The organism is Haloarcula sp. CBA1131, assembly GCF_008728975.1.
Classification (GTDB): domain Archaea; phylum Halobacteriota; class Halobacteria; order Halobacteriales; family Haloarculaceae; genus Haloarcula; species Haloarcula hispanica.
The window spans coordinates 2517679-2534090 of sequence record NZ_RPCY01000001.1 but is presented as its reverse complement, the minus strand read 5'-3'; the positions used below and the strand labels follow the sequence as shown (position 1 = coordinate 2534090).

Here is a 16412-nt window from a genome sequence, read left to right as displayed (position 1 = left end):
AGAGATGGCTGCAGTACCGCTACAGTTCCAGCACTGTATGTCGCGGCAGTTCGAGGTCGTAGCCGACTGCCGAGACCGTCTCGGTTGGCCAGTCGCCGGTCGCTGACAGCAGTTCGATGTCGTCGGCCGAGACGAGATAGGTATCCTCGCTCTTCGCGCCGTCGATAGTCGGGTTCCACGCGTACCCATGTGGCAACGCGACCTCGCCCTCGTGTCCGGGCGTGGCGATCCATTCCCGGCCGGCGAAGCCTGTCGCACCACCCTGGTGATGGTTCTGCCACTCGCCTTCCCAGCCGACCTCGGCGTAGGCGTTCTGGATAGCGTCGAACACGTCGCCCGCTGTGCCGCCACCCTGACCGGCCGCCTGTGTCGCGGCCAGCGCAGTGGTCTCGACGCGGGCGGCCTTGTGGGTTCGCTCCATGAGCCACTCCGGCGGGTCGAACGCGACCGCTCGGGTGGCGCTGACGTGGAGACCGTCCCGCTGGACGGTCACCGATATGAGCGCGTAGTCGCCGAGTTCAGTTTCGGTCGAGGTGTAATGGCGGTAGGATTGTGCCCGCTCGGCACTGCCGACGAGTACGACGGGCGTAGCGATGCCTCGGCCTTCGAGTTTCTGTCGGAGCACGGCGGTCACATCGAGTTCGGTGTGGGACGGCTCGACGTTCCGCGCGACTGCTTCGACTGCTTCAGCCGTGTCTCGCGCGAGGTCACGACACTGCTCTATCTGGGCCTCGGTCAGTGGCTGTCGGAGCTGTGTGGCGTCGACTGATTCGAAGCCGGGGACGTCGAAGTCCGCCGCCGCCGGGGTCGGGCTCGCTTCGGCGACAGCCTCGGCCAGCGACTGTGCGTGCCAGTCGAACGTTTCGACGGCCACATCGCTTTCGAGTTCCTCGTCACGTAGCCGCGGCGCTTCGATGTTGTCGGCAACGACCCGTACCTCGTCGCCGTCGTAGCCCGCGGCGGCGACGCCGATGTCGCCCTCCCGGTCGACGACGTTGTCGCCGCCTCCCGTAAGCCACGCGAAGGAGTTCGGTCGGGCGAACCAGACGGCTTCGAGTCCCGCTGCCCGGCGGTACTGGTCGAGACGGTCTGTAAGCGTCATACCCTGACATCCCTCCGGCCCCCAGTAAAAACCAGGGACAACACGCGGCGACAGGACCGGCGCCACAGGTCTCGCACAGCGGCAACTACGACACACACCGTTCGCTACTATCGCGCCCGACACCGCTCCTGATACTGCCGGCTGTAACTATTTCAAGAGATTCGCCACCCCGAAGTGGCGATATTCGTCACAGACGTACAGCCGGCAGTATGACTCACTCGGCGATGCCGCTGTCAGGGTCCCGGGACTGGAGCAGCGAGTACATGACCGACTGGAAGGCGTCGCTGTCGACGGACTCCACGACGTGGGTGTTCGGTTCGCCGTCAGTCACGCCGTTGACGTCGACGCTGGTGTACCCGCGGGTGAGTCCGTCGCGGTCGTCCACCGCGACGTGGTACGTCGACACCGCCTCGCGGAGTTCCGGATACGCCAGCAACGCGGCGGTGACGCTGTCCGGGAGTGCCGTCCATCCGGGATCGTCGGGGCCTTCGCTGTTGAACGCCCGGGCCTGCTCGGTTACCGACTCGAAGAACGACGCCAGTTCCGTATCGAACGCTGATACTGCTTCGAACTCGGAGGAGCCAAACACTGCGTCTCGAAGACACACGCCCCAGTCGACGAGCGTCACCTCGAAGGCGTCGAACACGCGTTTGGCAGCGTCGGGGTCGACCCACAGATTGAATTCCGCGGCAGGAGTGACGTTCCCCTCACAGTTGACGTTCCCGCCCATCACCCACACCTCATCGACAAGCTCCGGAAGTTCAGGCTCGCGGGCGTACGCCAGCGCCAGATTGGTCAGCGGGCCGATGCAGAGCAGCGTGATTTCGCCAGGGGCCGCCCGACAGCGGTCGACGATCTCGTCGGGGCCAAACCCTGCCGCCGACTCGATACCGGTGTCGGGGAACACGTCCCCGCCGAGGCCGTCCTCACCGTGAATGTACGTCGCGTGTTCGAATTCCTTGAGAAGCGGCTGTCTCGCCCCTTCGTAGACGGGCACGTCGAGGGAATCGGCGAGTTCGAGCGTGTACTTCGCGTTCTCGACCTCTCTGTCGAAGGGCACGTTGCCGGCGACGATTGTGACTGCCTCGACGGTAACTCGATCACTGAGACAGGACAGCAAAATTGCCTGTGTGTCGTCGCCCGCGGTGTCCGTATCGATGATGACGCGTCGCATACGCCCTCGTCGTATGGCACATATAAATCGTTCCGGGACACAACTGCGTGCCACAGTTGTCTGTGCGACACTCGATAGCGGTGGGTGAACGGCCAACTGCTACGATACTGCAGACCGCCGGGGTTACACCATTTCGAGGCGGTAGCCGCTGTCGTCACCGAGCGATTCGTACACGATGCGTGCGGCAGCGATGTCCTGAATCGCGAGCCCGGTCGAGTCGAAGACGGTAATCCCGGACAGGTCCTCGCGGCCCGGCGCGTTCCCGACGACGATCTCGCCGAGTTCGGCGTCGATATCCGACTCGTCGATTTCACCCGTGCTCCAGGGGACGTTTATCTCGCCGGAGTGGGTCGTCTGTTCGAAGTCGTCGATGACGAGGGTCGCCTCGCGGATGACCTCCGTGTGGAGTTCCTGCTTCCCTTCGGCGTCGGCACCCATGGCGTTGACGTGGGTGTGTTCCCCGAGGTCCTCAAGCGTGACGATGGGGTCTTCGACCGGCGTCACGGTCGAGAGAACATCACACTGGGCCGCCTCGGAAATCGTGCCGGCTCGCACGTCGAACTCGTCGCCGAAGGTGTCGATGAACCGCTGGACGCGGTCGTCGTCGAGGTCGCTGACGACGACGGATTCAATCGGTCGTACCTGCGAGATGGCCTCCAGTTGCGTGTAGGACTGGACGCCGGCACCGATGATGCCCAGCGAGGACGCGTCCTCGACGGCGAGGTGGTCCGTCGCCACGGCGGCGGCCGCGCCGGTTCGCTTCATCGTCAGCGTCGTGGCGTCCATCACGGCAAGCGGGAAGCCGCTCTCTGGGTCCGTGTACACGAGCGTCCCCATCACGGTCGGCAGGTCGAACTCGTCGGGGTTGTCCGGGTGAACATTCACCCACTTGATGCCCGACGCTTCCCAGTCGTCCGTTTCGAGGTAGGCCGGCATCGACCGGAAGTCACCGTTGTGCTGTGGCAGGTCGATGTAGGATTTCGGCGGCATCTGCGCCGTGTCGTTTTCGTATGCGGCGAACGCGGCCTCGATGGCCGGCACGAGGTCCGCCATCTCGACGGCCGCCTCGATGTCCGTACTGGGGACGATAGTCGTCTGGTTGTCCTGTCGTGCTGTCGAATATAGTGAGTTGCTCATAGTGGTTCGAATCTGTGATATCGGTTTATTCGATCGCGCTATACTGATTCAATGTCCGTCTCGGCGCTCGTTGGCAATCCTAGAACGACCCCTGAGACAGCGTTTTGAGGTGGGTGAGACGGCCGCGGTGCTCCGCGTCGTCGAACGACTCGACCTTCGCGAGGACGCGACAGCCGACGATGTCTGTCTCGCCGTTCTCGAAGTGGAGACGGGTTTCGCCGACCTGTGCGACCAGCTCGCCGGATTCCTCGTCGAGTTCCGTGACGTACACCTCGATCTCCTCGCCCGCCGCGAACGTCGGCGTGGTCGTCCTGAAGGACATCCCAGTGAGGAATTTACTGAATATGCTCATAGACGGGTCACATCCTTGGATTTGCGGTCAGTGGTGTATTCGAGCCCGAAGCCGGTCAGTGCGGAGAGCAGGAACACACCGAACAGGAACCAGCCGTGGAAGACGTACGGCCACACCTGCACGGGGTTGACGACCATCGCACTGGTGAACCACTCGTACTGGTTCGGGAGGCCTTGCAGCGTCGCGAAGCCGATGAGCACGCCGCCGCCCCACGGGAAGATGTACCCGAGCGCCGAGGTGTTCGCGTCGAGGATATTCGCTCGACGGTAGCTGTTGATGTTGTACCGCTGGCCGATGCGGGCGATGTACGGCGCGATCGCGATCTCTGCGGCCGTGTTGATCGTGATCATCGAGTTGACGAGGGCAGTGCCGACTACCATCGTCGTTTCGGCCTTGCGAACGCCCGTTGCGACGTTTTCGAGGAGCCACTCCTGGATCGCCTCGAAGCCACCGCCACGGATCATGATCTCTGACCCGGCGACGATGAGCAACACGAGAACGATTAGCGGGAAGAACCCGGCTGCACCGTTGTAGATCGACCCGGTGACGCCAGCGTTTTGCGGCGCGACCACTTCCGCGATGGGAAGTGAGCCAGCCCAGCTTGCGGCCGAAGACGTTTCCGGGACCTTGAACAGCAACACGGCACTCAGCGGTGCGAGACCGAAGACGATGTTGAAGGCAACGGCGACGACGAGGCCCCACGAGATCGCCTCGACGATGTGTCGGCCCATGACTGCCGTCACAATGACGACGAGCATGGAAATGAGATGCAACAGTCCCGCCGGCTCGCTGTTCTGGACGAACAGGTCCTGTGCCTGCTGGGAGATGTCCAGCCCGGGCATCGCGTTCCCGGCGAAAACGTACGCCGCGAGCGCCAACACCGCAGCGATGATGGCGTACTTGAACCGCGAGGCGACGACGCCGCCGATGTCGGCGTCCTGTGTCACCGCACTCACGATTGTCGTATCACTGACCGGTGCCAGGTTGTCGCCGAAGACAGCCCCTGAGAGAATTGCTCCGAACAACAACACCGGATTCGCACCGAGCAGGATGCCGGCCGGGAAGAACAGCGCCGAGAAGGCGACTGCCGCGCCGTACCCGGTGCCGATACCGGTCGTGAAAAGCGCAGCGAGGATGAAGGTGGCGGCGGGGAACAGCGCGCCCCCGACTTCGGCCGCGTTCGCTGCCCAGACGAGTCCGCCGACGAAGCCACCTGCCTGCAGCGTGTTCGAGAACATCCCTGCCCAGAGCCACGCGACGACTGCCGTCGCGGCGACCCGCTTTGTCATCCCATCGAAGATGGTGTTCGCGTAGTTCTTCCAGTCTCCCTTGGCGAAGAACATCCCGACGATGAGCGCCACGAGCATCCCTGCGACGAGTCCAGTCGTGTCCCCGATACCGAACAGGCCACTCTGGACAATTGCCCACAGGATAAACAACCCTATGGGAATGACGCTCATCCACCGTCCGCCGTAGAACTCGATTGCTTCGACGTCCGGACCAGAGATCTCCTCGATCTCTGTCCCATCGCCACTATCCGTGTCTGACATGCATTCTGTGCCTCGTCAGATACACACGCAAAAGATCATGATAATAACTATCTCTCCGGTAACAAATCACGGGAGCCGCCTCTGGTGAAGTCTTGTCTCGTTCCGGCCGCTGTAGCTATATAAAAGTCCACTTCTATTGGATCCGGGACAGCGTCCTGACCTTATATATCGCACAAATCCCGGAAGACGGACTAATTTCGGGCGTGAGATTGTAAAATATACCTATGGGTAATCACACTCTCAGTAGCTATCACATCTACACATAATATCCACCGAACCAGTTCCACTATGTCCGGACCTTTTTATATCACTATCAAGTCCACAGTGGTATGGACAGCTCTAGCGGTCGTCGTCTCCAGACGACCGAAACCTCCCTTGCGATCATCGATGCGGTAAACGAGCTGGGGGAGGCTCGAATGAGTGAGCTTGCGGACCGGCTGGACCTCTCGACGAGTACCATTCACGTTCACCTCAAGACACTCTTGGATCAGGAGTATCTGGTCAAACGGGGCGAGCAGTACCGACTCGGTATGAAGCTGTTCCACCTCGGAGAGGGCGCTCGGACCCGAAACGAGTGGTACGAGGTCGCCCGTCGCAAAACACACGAACTCGCCGATAGCTGTGGCGAGGAGGTCACGTTCGCCGTCGAGGAGTACGGGCGTGCGATAACGCTGTTCAACGTCGTCGCTAACGTCCCGTCGAAAGGGTTCCAGGTGGGCCGGTACTACTACCTGCACAACTCGGCAGTCGGCAAGGCGATTCTCGCCGCGTTGCCGGAGACCCGAGTCAACGAGATTCTCGACCGGTGGGGGCTGCCCGCCGAGACAGAGTATACAATCACCGACCGCGAAACCCTCATGGAAGACATCGAACGCACGAACGAGCGCGGCTATTCGGTGAACGATCAGGAAGCGGTCGAGGGGCTTCGCTCGGTCGGCGTACCGGTCACCGCCCCACACGGCGGCGTCCTCGGCGCACTGGACATCTCCGGCCCGCTGTATCGGCTGCCGCCGAACGAAGAACTCGCGTCGATGCTGCAAGACGTCGTCGAGGAGTTGGAGTCAGAACTCGGAGTCGAATAGGCATTCGGTTGCGCTCGCGGTCCAGGAGGCGTTCAGCCGCGCTTGGGGTCACAAATGCTGAACAGGGACCGGGACGCTGGCTCTGACAGTACGGACCCGGCAAGGCGAAGCATGGATCGACGCCGTACCGTCGTCAGTACCGGCCAGCGTCTCTCGGGCCGAGAAGCGTGGCCTCGACTTTCCGGAGGTGTTCATGGAACGTCGTCTTCGCGATATCGAGTTCGTCGGCCAACTCGCTCCCGCTTACCGCCCTCGGGTAGTCGTAATAGCCGCGTTTGCGGGCCAGTTCGAACACTTCGCGCTGCTTGTCGGAAAGCTGCCGGACAGCCAATCCATCGCGTTCTCTGCTTCCGGTGGTCGCCGACGTGATCTGTGTGATGGTGATTGTTGCGTCTTTCTGTGCACACACGGCGTCGAGTTTCTCCTGTATCGTCGCCCGCGATTCGTCGATGGCGACCGTCCAGTACTCGGTCCCGTTGCGGATTCGAATCGGCTCCTGGTTCATGAACCCGTGTGAGACCAGCGCGTCGTGGATGCTCTCCTCGGGGCCGTACTCGACGAGCAGCGTGCTCGTCGCTTTGTTTACCGGTGCGGATATGCCGCCGAAGCTGCGACGGGTATCCATCTCTGTGACTGTCTCGGTGTGGTCGGACGCCCGAGTCGCCGCGACGAGTGCGTCGACCGCGTCCGCCGACTCCGCGTATGCGACGACGTGGGCCTTGACCTTCTCGTCGACCAGATACGCGGCGTTGACCAGCAGTCTGGCCGAGGTGGCCGCCGTCACCTCCCGCATCCAGCAGTCGGGATGCTCCAGTTCGAGTGTCAGCTGGAGACCGCCACTGGCCGAGTTAGCGGTCGCATCGGAGCCGTCAGCGCCCATCGTTCTCTCCGGGTCCTGAGACGTGACTGTGCTTGGTTGCGTTTGCTTTCACCACGGGGAATCGTCCTCCAGTGGTCTCACTGAGTGCCACACATGTAAGGCTCTGGTTTGTCAGTCACGTCGGCGATGTACATCAGTATGGACTTGCGGCGAAAATACGACGAAGGCACGCCCGCCGTTGTGCTCGCAGAGGGCGAGTTCGGACAACCGGAAGGCAAGACGGCCAACGGAATCGTCATGCACGGAGAGCTGTTCGACGCGCAGGCCGTCGTGGACTCGACGTGTCCGAGCCCCAACGCCGGAGCGGCCCTCGATTGGCCGGCTGCCGACGACGTGCCGGTCGTCGAAACCGTCACCGAAGCGCTGAACCGAGCCCCGGACGCAGCCGTCCTCGTCATCGGCGTTGCGCCCGCTGGCGGTGACCTTCCGGCGGCCTGGGTCGAGGCTATCCAGCGTGCGATGGAACGGGGCTGTGACGTCGTCTCCGGCCTGCACGTCTTCTTGAGCGAGCGCCCAGCCTGGACCGAGCGCGCACAGCAACACGGTGTCGACCTCGTCGACGTCCGGAAACCGCCGTCCGTCGCCGACCTGACGCTCGGTGACGGCCGCGGGAGCGAAGCCGACGCGGACGTGGTCCTGACGATGGGGACCGACTGTGCGGTCGGGAAGCGAACGACGACCTTCGAACTGTACCGGGCAGCGGCCGACGCCGGGCTCGACGCCGGCTGGGTCGCGACTGGACAGACCGGCATCCTCGTCGGCGCGGACCGCGGTGTCGTCATCGACCGGGTTCCGGCCGACTTCGTTTCGGGCATCGTCGAGGACATGGTGCTCGACGTCGCAGCGGACCACGATATCGTGTTTGTCGAGGGGCAGGCCGCGCTCACGCACACCGCATACGGCGGGGTGACGCTCGGGCTGCTTCACGGGGCGGCCCCCGATGCAGTCGTGCTAGCCGACGACCCTTCTCGGGAGGCCCGGTCCCATTTCGACGACCTCACCGTGGCCGGCGTCGAAGCCGAACGTCGCGCGATTACCGACCTCGCGGATACGACAGTCGCCGCGCTCTCCACCTGGGGCGATCCGGAGGAAGAAGCCGCTCGGACAGGCCTGCCAGCGGCGAACACCTACGACGATGACGGCCCGGAGACACTCCTCACGGCCGTCCTGGAGGCGCTATGACCCGTATCGACCGCATCTCCGTCGAACCGCTCGATCACGAACTCCGCGAACCGTTCGAAATCTCGCTTGGCACTCGGGAGAAAGCGCGGAATCTGGTCGTTACAGTGGAGACAGATTCTGGCGTGGTCGGCCACGGTGAGGGGTCCCCGCTGCCGCCGGTGACCGGCGAGACGCAGGCGGCCGCCGTGGCGACCGCCCGGTCGGTTACATCGCTGCTTGAGGGAGCGTCTCTCGCCGATTACCGCGAACTCGTCAGTGACCTGCGGGCAGCCGTGCCCGGAGGGGTTTCAGCACTGTTCGCCGTCGAGACGGCACTGCTCGACGCCTACTGTCGCGACCGGGGCATCCCGCTCTCGGAGCTGTTCGGCGGAGCGCCGACCACAGTTACGACGGATATCACCGTTCCGATAGTCACGCCCGACGCGGCAGCCGAGCGAGCCACGCGCGCCGCAACTGCGGGCTTCGACCACATCAAGGTCAAAGCCGGCGGAGAGGTCGACGCCGACGTGGCCCGGACTGTCGCAGTCGCGGACGCCGCGCCCGACGCAACGATTACCGTGGACGCGAATCAGGGCTGGACGCCGAAGGCCGCAGCGACGTTTGTCGACGAGGTGACCGCGGCCGGGGTCGACCTCGCCCTGGTCGAACAGCCGACGCCGAAAGACGACATCTGCGGGCTTGCGAGGGCACGCGACAGACTCTCGGTCCCTGTCGCCGCGGACGAGGCCGTGTTCACGCCGGCAGACGCAACGGCCGTGGTTCGCGAAGGGGCTGCCGACGTGATCAACGTCAAACTCGGGAAATCGGGGCTCCTCGGGGCAGCGGCGATTGTGAACATCGCCGAGGCCGCCTCCCTCGACTGTATGCTCGGCTGTATGCTCGAAGGCGCAACCGGGATCGCGACGAGCGCCCACCTCGCCGCTGGGCTCGGTGCCTTCGATTACGTCGACCTGGACGGCCACCTGCTGTTTGACGAGTGTCCGCCGTCAATGTCGTTCGGCCCGCGTATCGATATCGACGGGCCGGGACACGGGGTTTCACCGCCGGCGGCTGTGTGTGACGCGACTGAACGCTGACGCTGTGTGGCGTTTCTCTACGCAAAATAGCGTCCGAGCGGTTACTCTGCCGACTCCGCCGCCTCTTCGACATCGGGACCGTCCTCGGAAGCATCGCTACCGGTTGTCGCTCCGTCTGCATCCCCGCCGTCGGTTGCCGCACTGTCCGCAGTGGCGGGGTCGTCGGCTGCTGCATCGGCCGCCGACTCGCTGTTGTCTGAATCGCTTCGTTCGTCAGCTGGCTCCGTAGTGTCAGTGTCAGCTTCGAGCGATTCGGCCATCTCAGCCATCGCTGCAGCGGATTCGTCCGGCCGGTCCAGCACCGCCTCGGTGTGCATCCGCATCTCCTCGCTGGTCCGGATCGTCCCGTCGACCGTCGCGTTCTCGTGGAGTTCGACGGTCGTCCCCGAGATGTCGCCCCAGATCTTCGCTCCCGGGCCGACACGGACGGTGCCGCTGCGAGTCGTTACGTCCCCTTTGATCTCCGTGCCCCGGCCGACCACGATATCGTCTTTCGCGCGGAGGCTCCCGAAGACGACCGTGTCACGGCCGACTTCGAGGGACTTCGCGCGGATGTTGCCGTGGAGCCGGCAGTCGTCGCCGACCGTTGCCGGCGTCGAGACGCGCCAGGCGTCGTCCGAGACGCTCGCACCGCGTGGAATCAGAACCGGGTCGTGCTCGTCACTGCCGTCGTCTAGCATCTCGTCGATTACTTCCTCGGCCGCGTCTTCCTCGCCGATGCGGAGGAGTTGCGAGAGGTAGACGAACAGGAAGACGATGGTCGGCATCGGATTGCGGATGACGATCCAGCCGTTCGCCTCGAACCCGTTCTCGATGTCCACGTCGTCGCCGATATCAAGGTCGCCCGCGACACGGAGTTCGCCGCCGATGTGTACCCGTTCGCCGATGTAGGCGTCTTCGCCGACGAGGACGTTGTCCGCGACGTCACACCACATGTCCAGCCGACAGTCACCTTCGGCTTCGATGTGGCCGCCAAAGCGGACCCGCTCGTCGGCGATGACTGTCCGCCCGCGTACGCCGAACTCCACGGTCGACTGGCCGCCGACGATGACGTCGCCGTCGGTCACCAGGTCGTGTTCCTCGACGGTCGTCCCGTCGGGAATGTCGAGTTCGGACAGCGGGTCGGAGCCGAGAGGCACGGTTACTATAGCGGTTCCGTTCGTATTAAACCCTCATGACGTGCATGACGGGCGTCTGACGCTGGTCCGACGGGAACGGCATTCCCCTCCGTAGTGCGCTGGTGACGGCGCAGTCAGTAACGGTCTGTTCGAACGTCGATAACAGCGAGAACGTGACAGCTGAACGGCCATAACGAACTAGTTCGCTGATACAGTGGCTCCGGTATGTTACTCGAACGCCGCCACCTCTCGCTTGCACTCGTAATGCTACTGACAGCGTCCGCCGGCTGTAGCGGGCTGCTGGGTACTGATTCGGGCACAGACGGTACGGACGCCGAAGTAACGGCGACGCAGATTGATGCCAACGGCCCCGCCCCCGGGTCGTCCGGGTTCGACGCGGCGGCCGTCGAACGCGGGCACTTCGAGACGCTGTCGAACTCGTCGTTCACCACCTCGCTGTCGTTCCAGCTCTCGACGGTCCGCGACGGCGAGAACCGGTCGGTGTTCATCAACCGGACCGTCGCTATCGACCGCGACAGCGACCGGTCGCTGGCGACGGGCGAACTGGTCCAGGCCAGCGGCGACACGCTGGCGACGACGACCTACACGGCTGACGGGACCACCGCCGAGCGTCGAGTCCTCACCCGCGGTGACGACACGAGGACGGACTACCGCTCGGCATCACCGCCGTACGATGGCCAGGTCCAGCCCGTCAACGAGAGCAGCGTCATCGACCGCTCGCTGCTGCAATCACTAGGGTCGGACATCAACTGGACCTACGCCGGTACCGAGACGGTCGACGGTGACAGCGTCTCGCGGTTCGAAGCAACCGGGAGCGACGTCACCGGCTTCGCTGCCGACGACGCCGTCTCGACGAACGTCTCGGCCAACGGGACGACACAGTCGGCCAGCGCGACCGTTCTCGTCGACGAGGACGGCGTCGTCCGAATGTTCGAGTACAGCGTGACAACTGAGCGGGACGGCCAGCCGGTGACGGTGACGCTGTCGCTCTCCGTCTCGCAGGTCGACGACACCATCGTCGCGGAACCGGACTGGCTGTCAAAGGCAGCGAACTGACGAACGACGGAAAAACTACAGGGACTGGCCGGCGCTGAACTGCCTGGCGACCCACTGTGAACTGTCGAGCGCCTCGACGCCGTCCTGAAGACGCGACAGCCGGTCCCTTGTTTCCGCTTCGTCCAGTTCAAACGCCCGCTCGATGGCGTCCGCAATCGCCTCGATGTCGTGCGGATTGACCGTCAGCGCGCCGTCGAGATGGGTCGCCGCGCCGGCCAGTTCGCTCAGCACGAGCGAGCCGTCGCCGTCGACACAGGCCGCTGGGTACTCGTGGGCGACGAGGTTCATGCCGTCGCGATGGGGCGTCACGACCGCGACTTCTGCGGCCCGGTACAGCCCGGCGAGCGTCTCGTTGTCGAGTTTGGCCTCGGTGTAGACGATGGGCTGCCAGTCGTCGGTCCCGAAGCGGTCGTTGACGCGCTCGACGGCATCGACGACGTCCGCTCTGTAGCGGCGGTAGGCGGCGATCCCCTCCCGGGTTCGGCTCGCCTTCTGGACGTACGTGAATTCTCTTCGCAGGTCCGGCCGCCGGTCCCAGAGGTGTGCCAGCGCCTCGATCCGTTCGGGGATGCCCTTCGAATAGTCGAGCCGTTCGACGCCGAGCGCGAGGCGAATCGACGTGTCCGAGCGGCTGCCGCCCAGCACAGTATCCCGGATACTGGTCACGTCAGCAGCCCGTGCTCGGTCCCGAACCCCCTCGACGTCGATTCCCAGCGGGTTCGCGACGGCTCGTGTCTTGTCACCGCTGCGGGTGACTATTCCGCCGTCCGTGTCGACGGTCGCCGCGGGGAACGCGCTGTCGACGCAGTGCAGGAACTGCTCGACGTACGCTGTCGTGTGAAAGCCGATGACGTCACAGGCCAGCAATCCGTCGAGGAGCGCGTCGCTGTGGGGGCAGTGCCGGAACACCGACGGCGCGGGCCAGGGGATGTGCCAGAACTGCAACAGCGTCGTATCCGGTCGCCGCTGTCGGACCAATCTGGGCGCGAGCGCCAGGTGGTAGTCCTGGAACCAGACCGACTGGTCCGCGTCGGCGACCGCATCGACGGCCTCGGCGAACTGCTCGTTGACGGCGCGGTACTGCTCCCAGTAGGCGGGCTCGGCCCACATTCGGCCCGTGTCTTCGTGACAGAGGGGCCAGAGAACCTGATTGGCGTAGCCGTAGTAGTAACCCTGAACTGCCGCGTCGGAGAGGGGAACGCGTTTCAGGTCGTATGTGGGGGCAGACGGCGGGACTTCGACGATGCCCTCCTCGGCAACGGCCATATCGGCGTCGCCGCTGCCCCAGGCGACCCAGGTGCCGCCCCGTGACTGCATCACCGGGTCGAGTGCGCTCGTCAGCCCACCCGCCGCGGACTGGACCCGTATCTCACCGTCGTCGTCCCGCTCGTGGCTATACGGTTCGCGGTTCGAGACGACCACCAGCGAGTCCGGAACTGCACCGTCTTGCGCGTTTACTGACAGTTCCGGGGCCATTTGCCTGCGGTAAGTGCTTCCCTGCCTTGAGACTGTCGTGGACTACTGACTCGTGTTTCCAACGTAACAAGTCCTCGGGCTTGTGACGCCTGTCCTCCATGTCTGACGGTAAGAGAAAACTTATACCGGAGGCCTCGAAAGAAAGGGGTGAAAGCCGAAAGGGCACCCGGGTAGGGGTACACGGACGTGCCATTTCGGCTCAACTCGGTTTATCTGGACACGAATTCGATAGCGACAGCTACGCTGTGGGACGTTGGTAGTGTGAAAGCGGTATGACTGGCTCGGTGAACAAGACAGAAGCACGTCCACTCCGTGGTGTCTGACAACAGATGGAATTTCACACCTGGGAACCGGTGTACGAGGATATCCTCGACGATTTCGGCTATCCTCGCGATGGCGACGAGCGTGCCCGCGACCGGTTCGGAGACCTGCTCGGCGACGACAGCACGTACGACCCGGCGCGACTCGAACTCGACGGCGCAATGGTTGCCGTCGCCGGGGCCGGCCCATCACTCGAAGCCGAGGCCGACCGGGCAGTCGATGCTGACGTGGTCTTCGCGGCCTCCACGGCCGCCGACCGCCTCCAGACGGAAGGTGTGGCCATCGACTGCATGGTCACAGACCTGGATAAGAACGCCGGTACCGGCCGAGAACTGACCGCCGACGGGACGCCGGTCGTCGCCCACGCCCACGGCGACAACATCCCCGCACTGGAGACACACATTCCGACTTACGACAGCGAGTTCGTCGTGCCGACGACACAGGCGGCCCCCGCCCCGCCGGTCCGCAACTACGGCGGTTTCACCGACGGCGACCGCGCCGCGTTCCTCGCGGACCACTTCGGCGCTGCCGCGCTGGTGTTCCCCGGCTGGGACTTCGACGACCCGTCCGTGACTGCGGAAAAGCGACAGAAACTCCGCTGGGCCGAGCGCCTGCTCCACTGGCTAGAACAGCGCCGCGGCGAGCGCTTCGACGTGCTCGACGGCCGACGTGACGACATTGAGCCAGTCGCTACCGACTGAAAACGACGCCCCGACTCAGGGCGCTAACACGTCGATGGTCGTGTCGATAGTGTCCGGTTCGGCAGCGCGGGGGAACGAGATGTTGATCGCGTCCACGCCATCGATGTCTTCGAACTGTGTGATGTGGTCGCGACAATCCTCGGGCGTACCGGCCACGGCGATGCTGTCCAGTAGCTCGTCGCTGATCGCGTCGACGGCAGCCGCTTTGTCGCCCGATCCCCACTGCTCGGCGATCTCGTAAGCGGTGTCCTCGTACCCCTGGCGGGCCAGCGCGTCGCGGTAGAACGTCCCCATACCGCCGATGTAGAACGCGACGTGCTGACGGGCCAGTTCGCGGGCCTGCTCCCGGTCGTCCATCGCACAGCACGTCAGCGACAGCGTCACCCGCTGGTCTGACCGGTCGCGGTCGCCGAGATCCGCTCCGCGCTCGAAGTCTTCCAGTCGGTCTCGGAGGCCGTCGGCGGTCAGCATCAGCGCGTGCCAGCCGTCGGCGAAGCGACCGGCGAGTTCGACCGATTTCGGGCCGAGGCCGCCGGCGTCTACGGGCGGCGCGGGTTCGGGCGGCTCACAGCGCAGTCGGAACCCGGACAGCGAAAAGATGTCCCCGTCGTAGTCGACGGTCTCCCCGGAGAGCACCAGTTTCATGATGTCGACGGTCTCCCGCGTGTACTTGAGCGGATTCTCGAATTCACGGCCGTGCCAGCCTTCGATGACGATAGGGCCCGACGGGCCGACACCGGCGCGGAAGCGGCCGTCCGAAACCTCCTGCAGCGTCGCCGCAGTCTGGCCGAGCAGCGCCGGCGACCGCGAGTACACGTTCAGAATCGAGGACCCGAGACCGACCGTCGACGTGTGCTCGGCGATGCTAGTCAGCGTCGTCACCGCGTCCCGCCCCCACGTCTCCGGGAGCCAGACCCGGTCGTAGCCACTGTCCTCGGCCTGCTGACTCATCTCGACCAGCGTGTCGACTGACGGCTGTGCCGCGACCGGGAGATACACGTCTCGCGCTGTCATCTGTCGCCCTCCACGCGTCGAGCGATGACTGGCTGGACGCCTGTCAGCGACTGGAACGTACGTACCTGAGACATGGCTCGCAGTGCGGCCGCACGGGAGATAAAGCCACATGAGAGGGGGAGTGTCGCCCGTTGTCCGCGGTTTATTCACGGGACGGTGACCGGGTCGCCACGCCTCAGGAGGGGCTACCCGGTGTCGTCGTCGGCTACGGCCTGGCTTTCTACTTGGTGTCGCTGACGCTCGAAGACCTCCCGGTGCCGTCGGCATCCTGCTCATCATCATCGCCGTGTACTGTGGCAGCGTCCTGTCCGAGATGTCCGTGCACTGAGCGGGGACCGGTCACGTCACATGTGAAGCTGTGAGTGGGCCCGTACCGGACGGCTGGACGCTCGACTCGGCGACCGGCTATATGAGGCCGCCGCTTCTACGGGTGCCTATGCCGTTCGACCCGGACCGCGTGACGACGATTACCTTTGACTCGTACAGCACCATCGTTGATGTCGAAGCGGCGCAAAAGGCCCTCGCCGACCGGGTGGACGACCCCCGGCCGGTGTCCCGGCTCTGGCGCTCCCGTTCGCTGGCGTACACCTTCCTCGCCAACCAGATCGACGCCTACAAGCCGTTCTACGAGATGAATCGCGATGCGCTCCAGTACGCGCTGGACGCCCACGGCGTCGACATCACGACGGAGGAGCGCGACGAGATTCTCGCGGTCTACCACGAACTCGACGTGTTCGACGACGTACGGGACGGCATGAACAGGCTCTACGACGCCGGCTACGACCTCTATGTCGTCTCGAACGGCAACCCCGAGATGCTCGAATCGATGGTCGACTTCGCCGGCATCGGCGGTCTGCTCGAAGACACCGTCAGCGCCGACGAGATCCAGACGTTCAAGCCGGCGGCCGAACTGTACCGTCATGCGGCAGAGAGAACGGGGACCGAAATCGAGGAAATCGCCCACGTCACCGCGGGCTATTTCGACGTGTACGGTGCGATGCACGCCGGGATGCAAGGCGTCTGGGTCAACCGCGATGACGGCCCGTGGGACGCCTTCGCCGGCGAGCCGGACCTGACCATCAGGTCGTTCCACGACCTCCACAACGAACTAGTCTGAGACGGGACAGTACCACTGTGGGGGTCTCTGTGTTGGTTCGCCGATAGAGCGTC

15 protein-coding genes and 1 pseudogene are annotated in these 16412 nt (G+C 64.3%); 7 read left to right on the top strand and 9 right to left on the bottom strand.

What is annotated here, in order from left to right; translation table 11 throughout:
* Positions 1-19: 19 nt before the first annotated feature.
* From Har1131_RS12865 to Har1131_RS12845, 5 genes are all read right to left on the bottom strand, one after another.
* Positions 20-1102 (bottom strand): Xaa-Pro peptidase family protein, encoded by a 1083-nt coding sequence (locus tag Har1131_RS12865; RefSeq protein ID WP_151103111.1) that lies wholly within the window; start codon positions 1100-1102, stop codon positions 20-22.
* A gap of 214 nt (positions 1103-1316) precedes the next feature.
* A complete protein-coding gene (locus Har1131_RS12860) occupies positions 1317-2276 on the bottom strand; it encodes a nucleoside hydrolase (protein WP_151146726.1) in 960 nt (319 codons plus the stop codon).
* 123 nt (positions 2277-2399) lie between these two features.
* Complete coding sequence (locus tag Har1131_RS12855) at positions 2400-3413, bottom strand: alanine dehydrogenase (RefSeq protein WP_014039888.1); 1014 nt, start codon at positions 3411-3413, stop codon at positions 2400-2402.
* 79 nt (positions 3414-3492) lie between these two features.
* Entirely contained in the window at positions 3493-3765 is a 273-nt protein-coding gene (locus tag Har1131_RS12850; RefSeq protein WP_050037749.1) for a hypothetical protein, read from the bottom strand.
* A complete protein-coding gene (locus Har1131_RS12845; RefSeq protein ID WP_014039890.1) occupies positions 3762-5315 on the bottom strand; it encodes a Na+/H+ antiporter NhaC family protein in 1554 nt (517 codons plus the stop codon). Before Har1131_RS12845 ends, Har1131_RS12850 begins: the two co-directional genes overlap by 4 nt.
* A 329-nt stretch (positions 5316-5644) precedes the next feature.
* Here Har1131_RS12845 and Har1131_RS12840 point away from each other — a divergent pair, with 329 nt between their 5' ends.
* Entirely contained in the window at positions 5645-6397 is a 753-nt protein-coding gene (locus Har1131_RS12840; protein WP_050037750.1) for an IclR family transcriptional regulator, read from the top strand.
* Positions 6398-6530: 133 nt separating this feature from the next.
* Here the strand turns inward: Har1131_RS12840 and Har1131_RS12835 are convergent, their stop codons facing one another.
* Entirely contained in the window at positions 6531-7277 is a 747-nt protein-coding gene (locus tag Har1131_RS12835) for a helix-turn-helix domain-containing protein (protein WP_050037751.1), read from the bottom strand.
* A 138-nt stretch (positions 7278-7415) separates the two neighbouring features.
* On the opposite strand from Har1131_RS12835, the gene Har1131_RS12830 reads away from it, so the two are divergent.
* The gene (locus tag Har1131_RS12830; protein WP_129754952.1) at positions 7416-8459 is read left to right on the top strand and encodes a DUF1611 domain-containing protein; all 1044 of its coding nucleotides are present in this window, start codon (positions 7416-7418) and stop codon (positions 8457-8459) included.
* The gene (locus Har1131_RS12825) at positions 8456-9535 is read left to right on the top strand and encodes a dipeptide epimerase (RefSeq protein WP_050037752.1); all 1080 of its coding nucleotides are present in this window, start codon (positions 8456-8458) and stop codon (positions 9533-9535) included. Before Har1131_RS12830 ends, Har1131_RS12825 begins: the two co-directional genes overlap by 4 nt.
* Positions 9536-9576: 41 nt before the next feature.
* Here Har1131_RS12825 and Har1131_RS12820 read toward each other — a convergent pair whose 3' ends face one another.
* On the bottom strand, positions 9577-10674 hold the full coding sequence (locus tag Har1131_RS12820) for a polymer-forming cytoskeletal protein (RefSeq protein WP_014039895.1): 1098 nt from the start codon (positions 10672-10674) through the stop codon (positions 9577-9579).
* A gap of 204 nt (positions 10675-10878) precedes the next feature.
* Between Har1131_RS12820 and Har1131_RS12815 the strand changes: the two genes are divergently transcribed.
* Positions 10879-11730, top strand: a complete 852-nt coding sequence (locus Har1131_RS12815) for a hypothetical protein (protein ID WP_050037753.1) — start codon at positions 10879-10881, stop codon at positions 11728-11730.
* Between the two features lie 15 nt (positions 11731-11745).
* On the opposite strand, the gene Har1131_RS12810 is transcribed toward Har1131_RS12815, so the two are convergent.
* Entirely contained in the window at positions 11746-13206 is a 1461-nt protein-coding gene (locus tag Har1131_RS12810; RefSeq protein WP_151146723.1) for a trehalose-6-phosphate synthase, read from the bottom strand.
* 329 nt (positions 13207-13535) lie between these two features.
* On the opposite strand from Har1131_RS12810, the gene Har1131_RS12805 reads away from it, so the two are divergent.
* On the top strand, positions 13536-14228 hold the full coding sequence (locus Har1131_RS12805) for a 6-hydroxymethylpterin diphosphokinase MptE-like protein (protein WP_064288420.1): 693 nt from the start codon (positions 13536-13538) through the stop codon (positions 14226-14228).
* Positions 14229-14243: 15 nt separating this feature from the next.
* On the opposite strand, the gene Har1131_RS12800 is transcribed toward Har1131_RS12805, so the two are convergent.
* The gene (locus Har1131_RS12800; RefSeq protein WP_008310112.1) at positions 14244-15242 is read right to left on the bottom strand and encodes a TIGR04024 family LLM class F420-dependent oxidoreductase; all 999 of its coding nucleotides are present in this window, start codon (positions 15240-15242) and stop codon (positions 14244-14246) included.
* Between the two features lie 191 nt (positions 15243-15433).
* Here Har1131_RS12800 and Har1131_RS22715 point away from each other — a divergent pair.
* Together Har1131_RS22715 and Har1131_RS12790 are read left to right on the top strand one after the other, a co-directional pair.
* Positions 15434-15570 (top strand): annotated as a pseudogene (locus Har1131_RS22715) (QacE family quaternary ammonium compound efflux SMR transporter); the annotation flags it as partial.
* A gap of 108 nt (positions 15571-15678) precedes the next feature.
* On the top strand, positions 15679-16359 hold the full coding sequence (locus tag Har1131_RS12790; protein ID WP_151146720.1) for a haloacid dehalogenase type II: 681 nt from the start codon (positions 15679-15681) through the stop codon (positions 16357-16359).
* Positions 16360-16412: the final 53 nt, after the last annotated feature.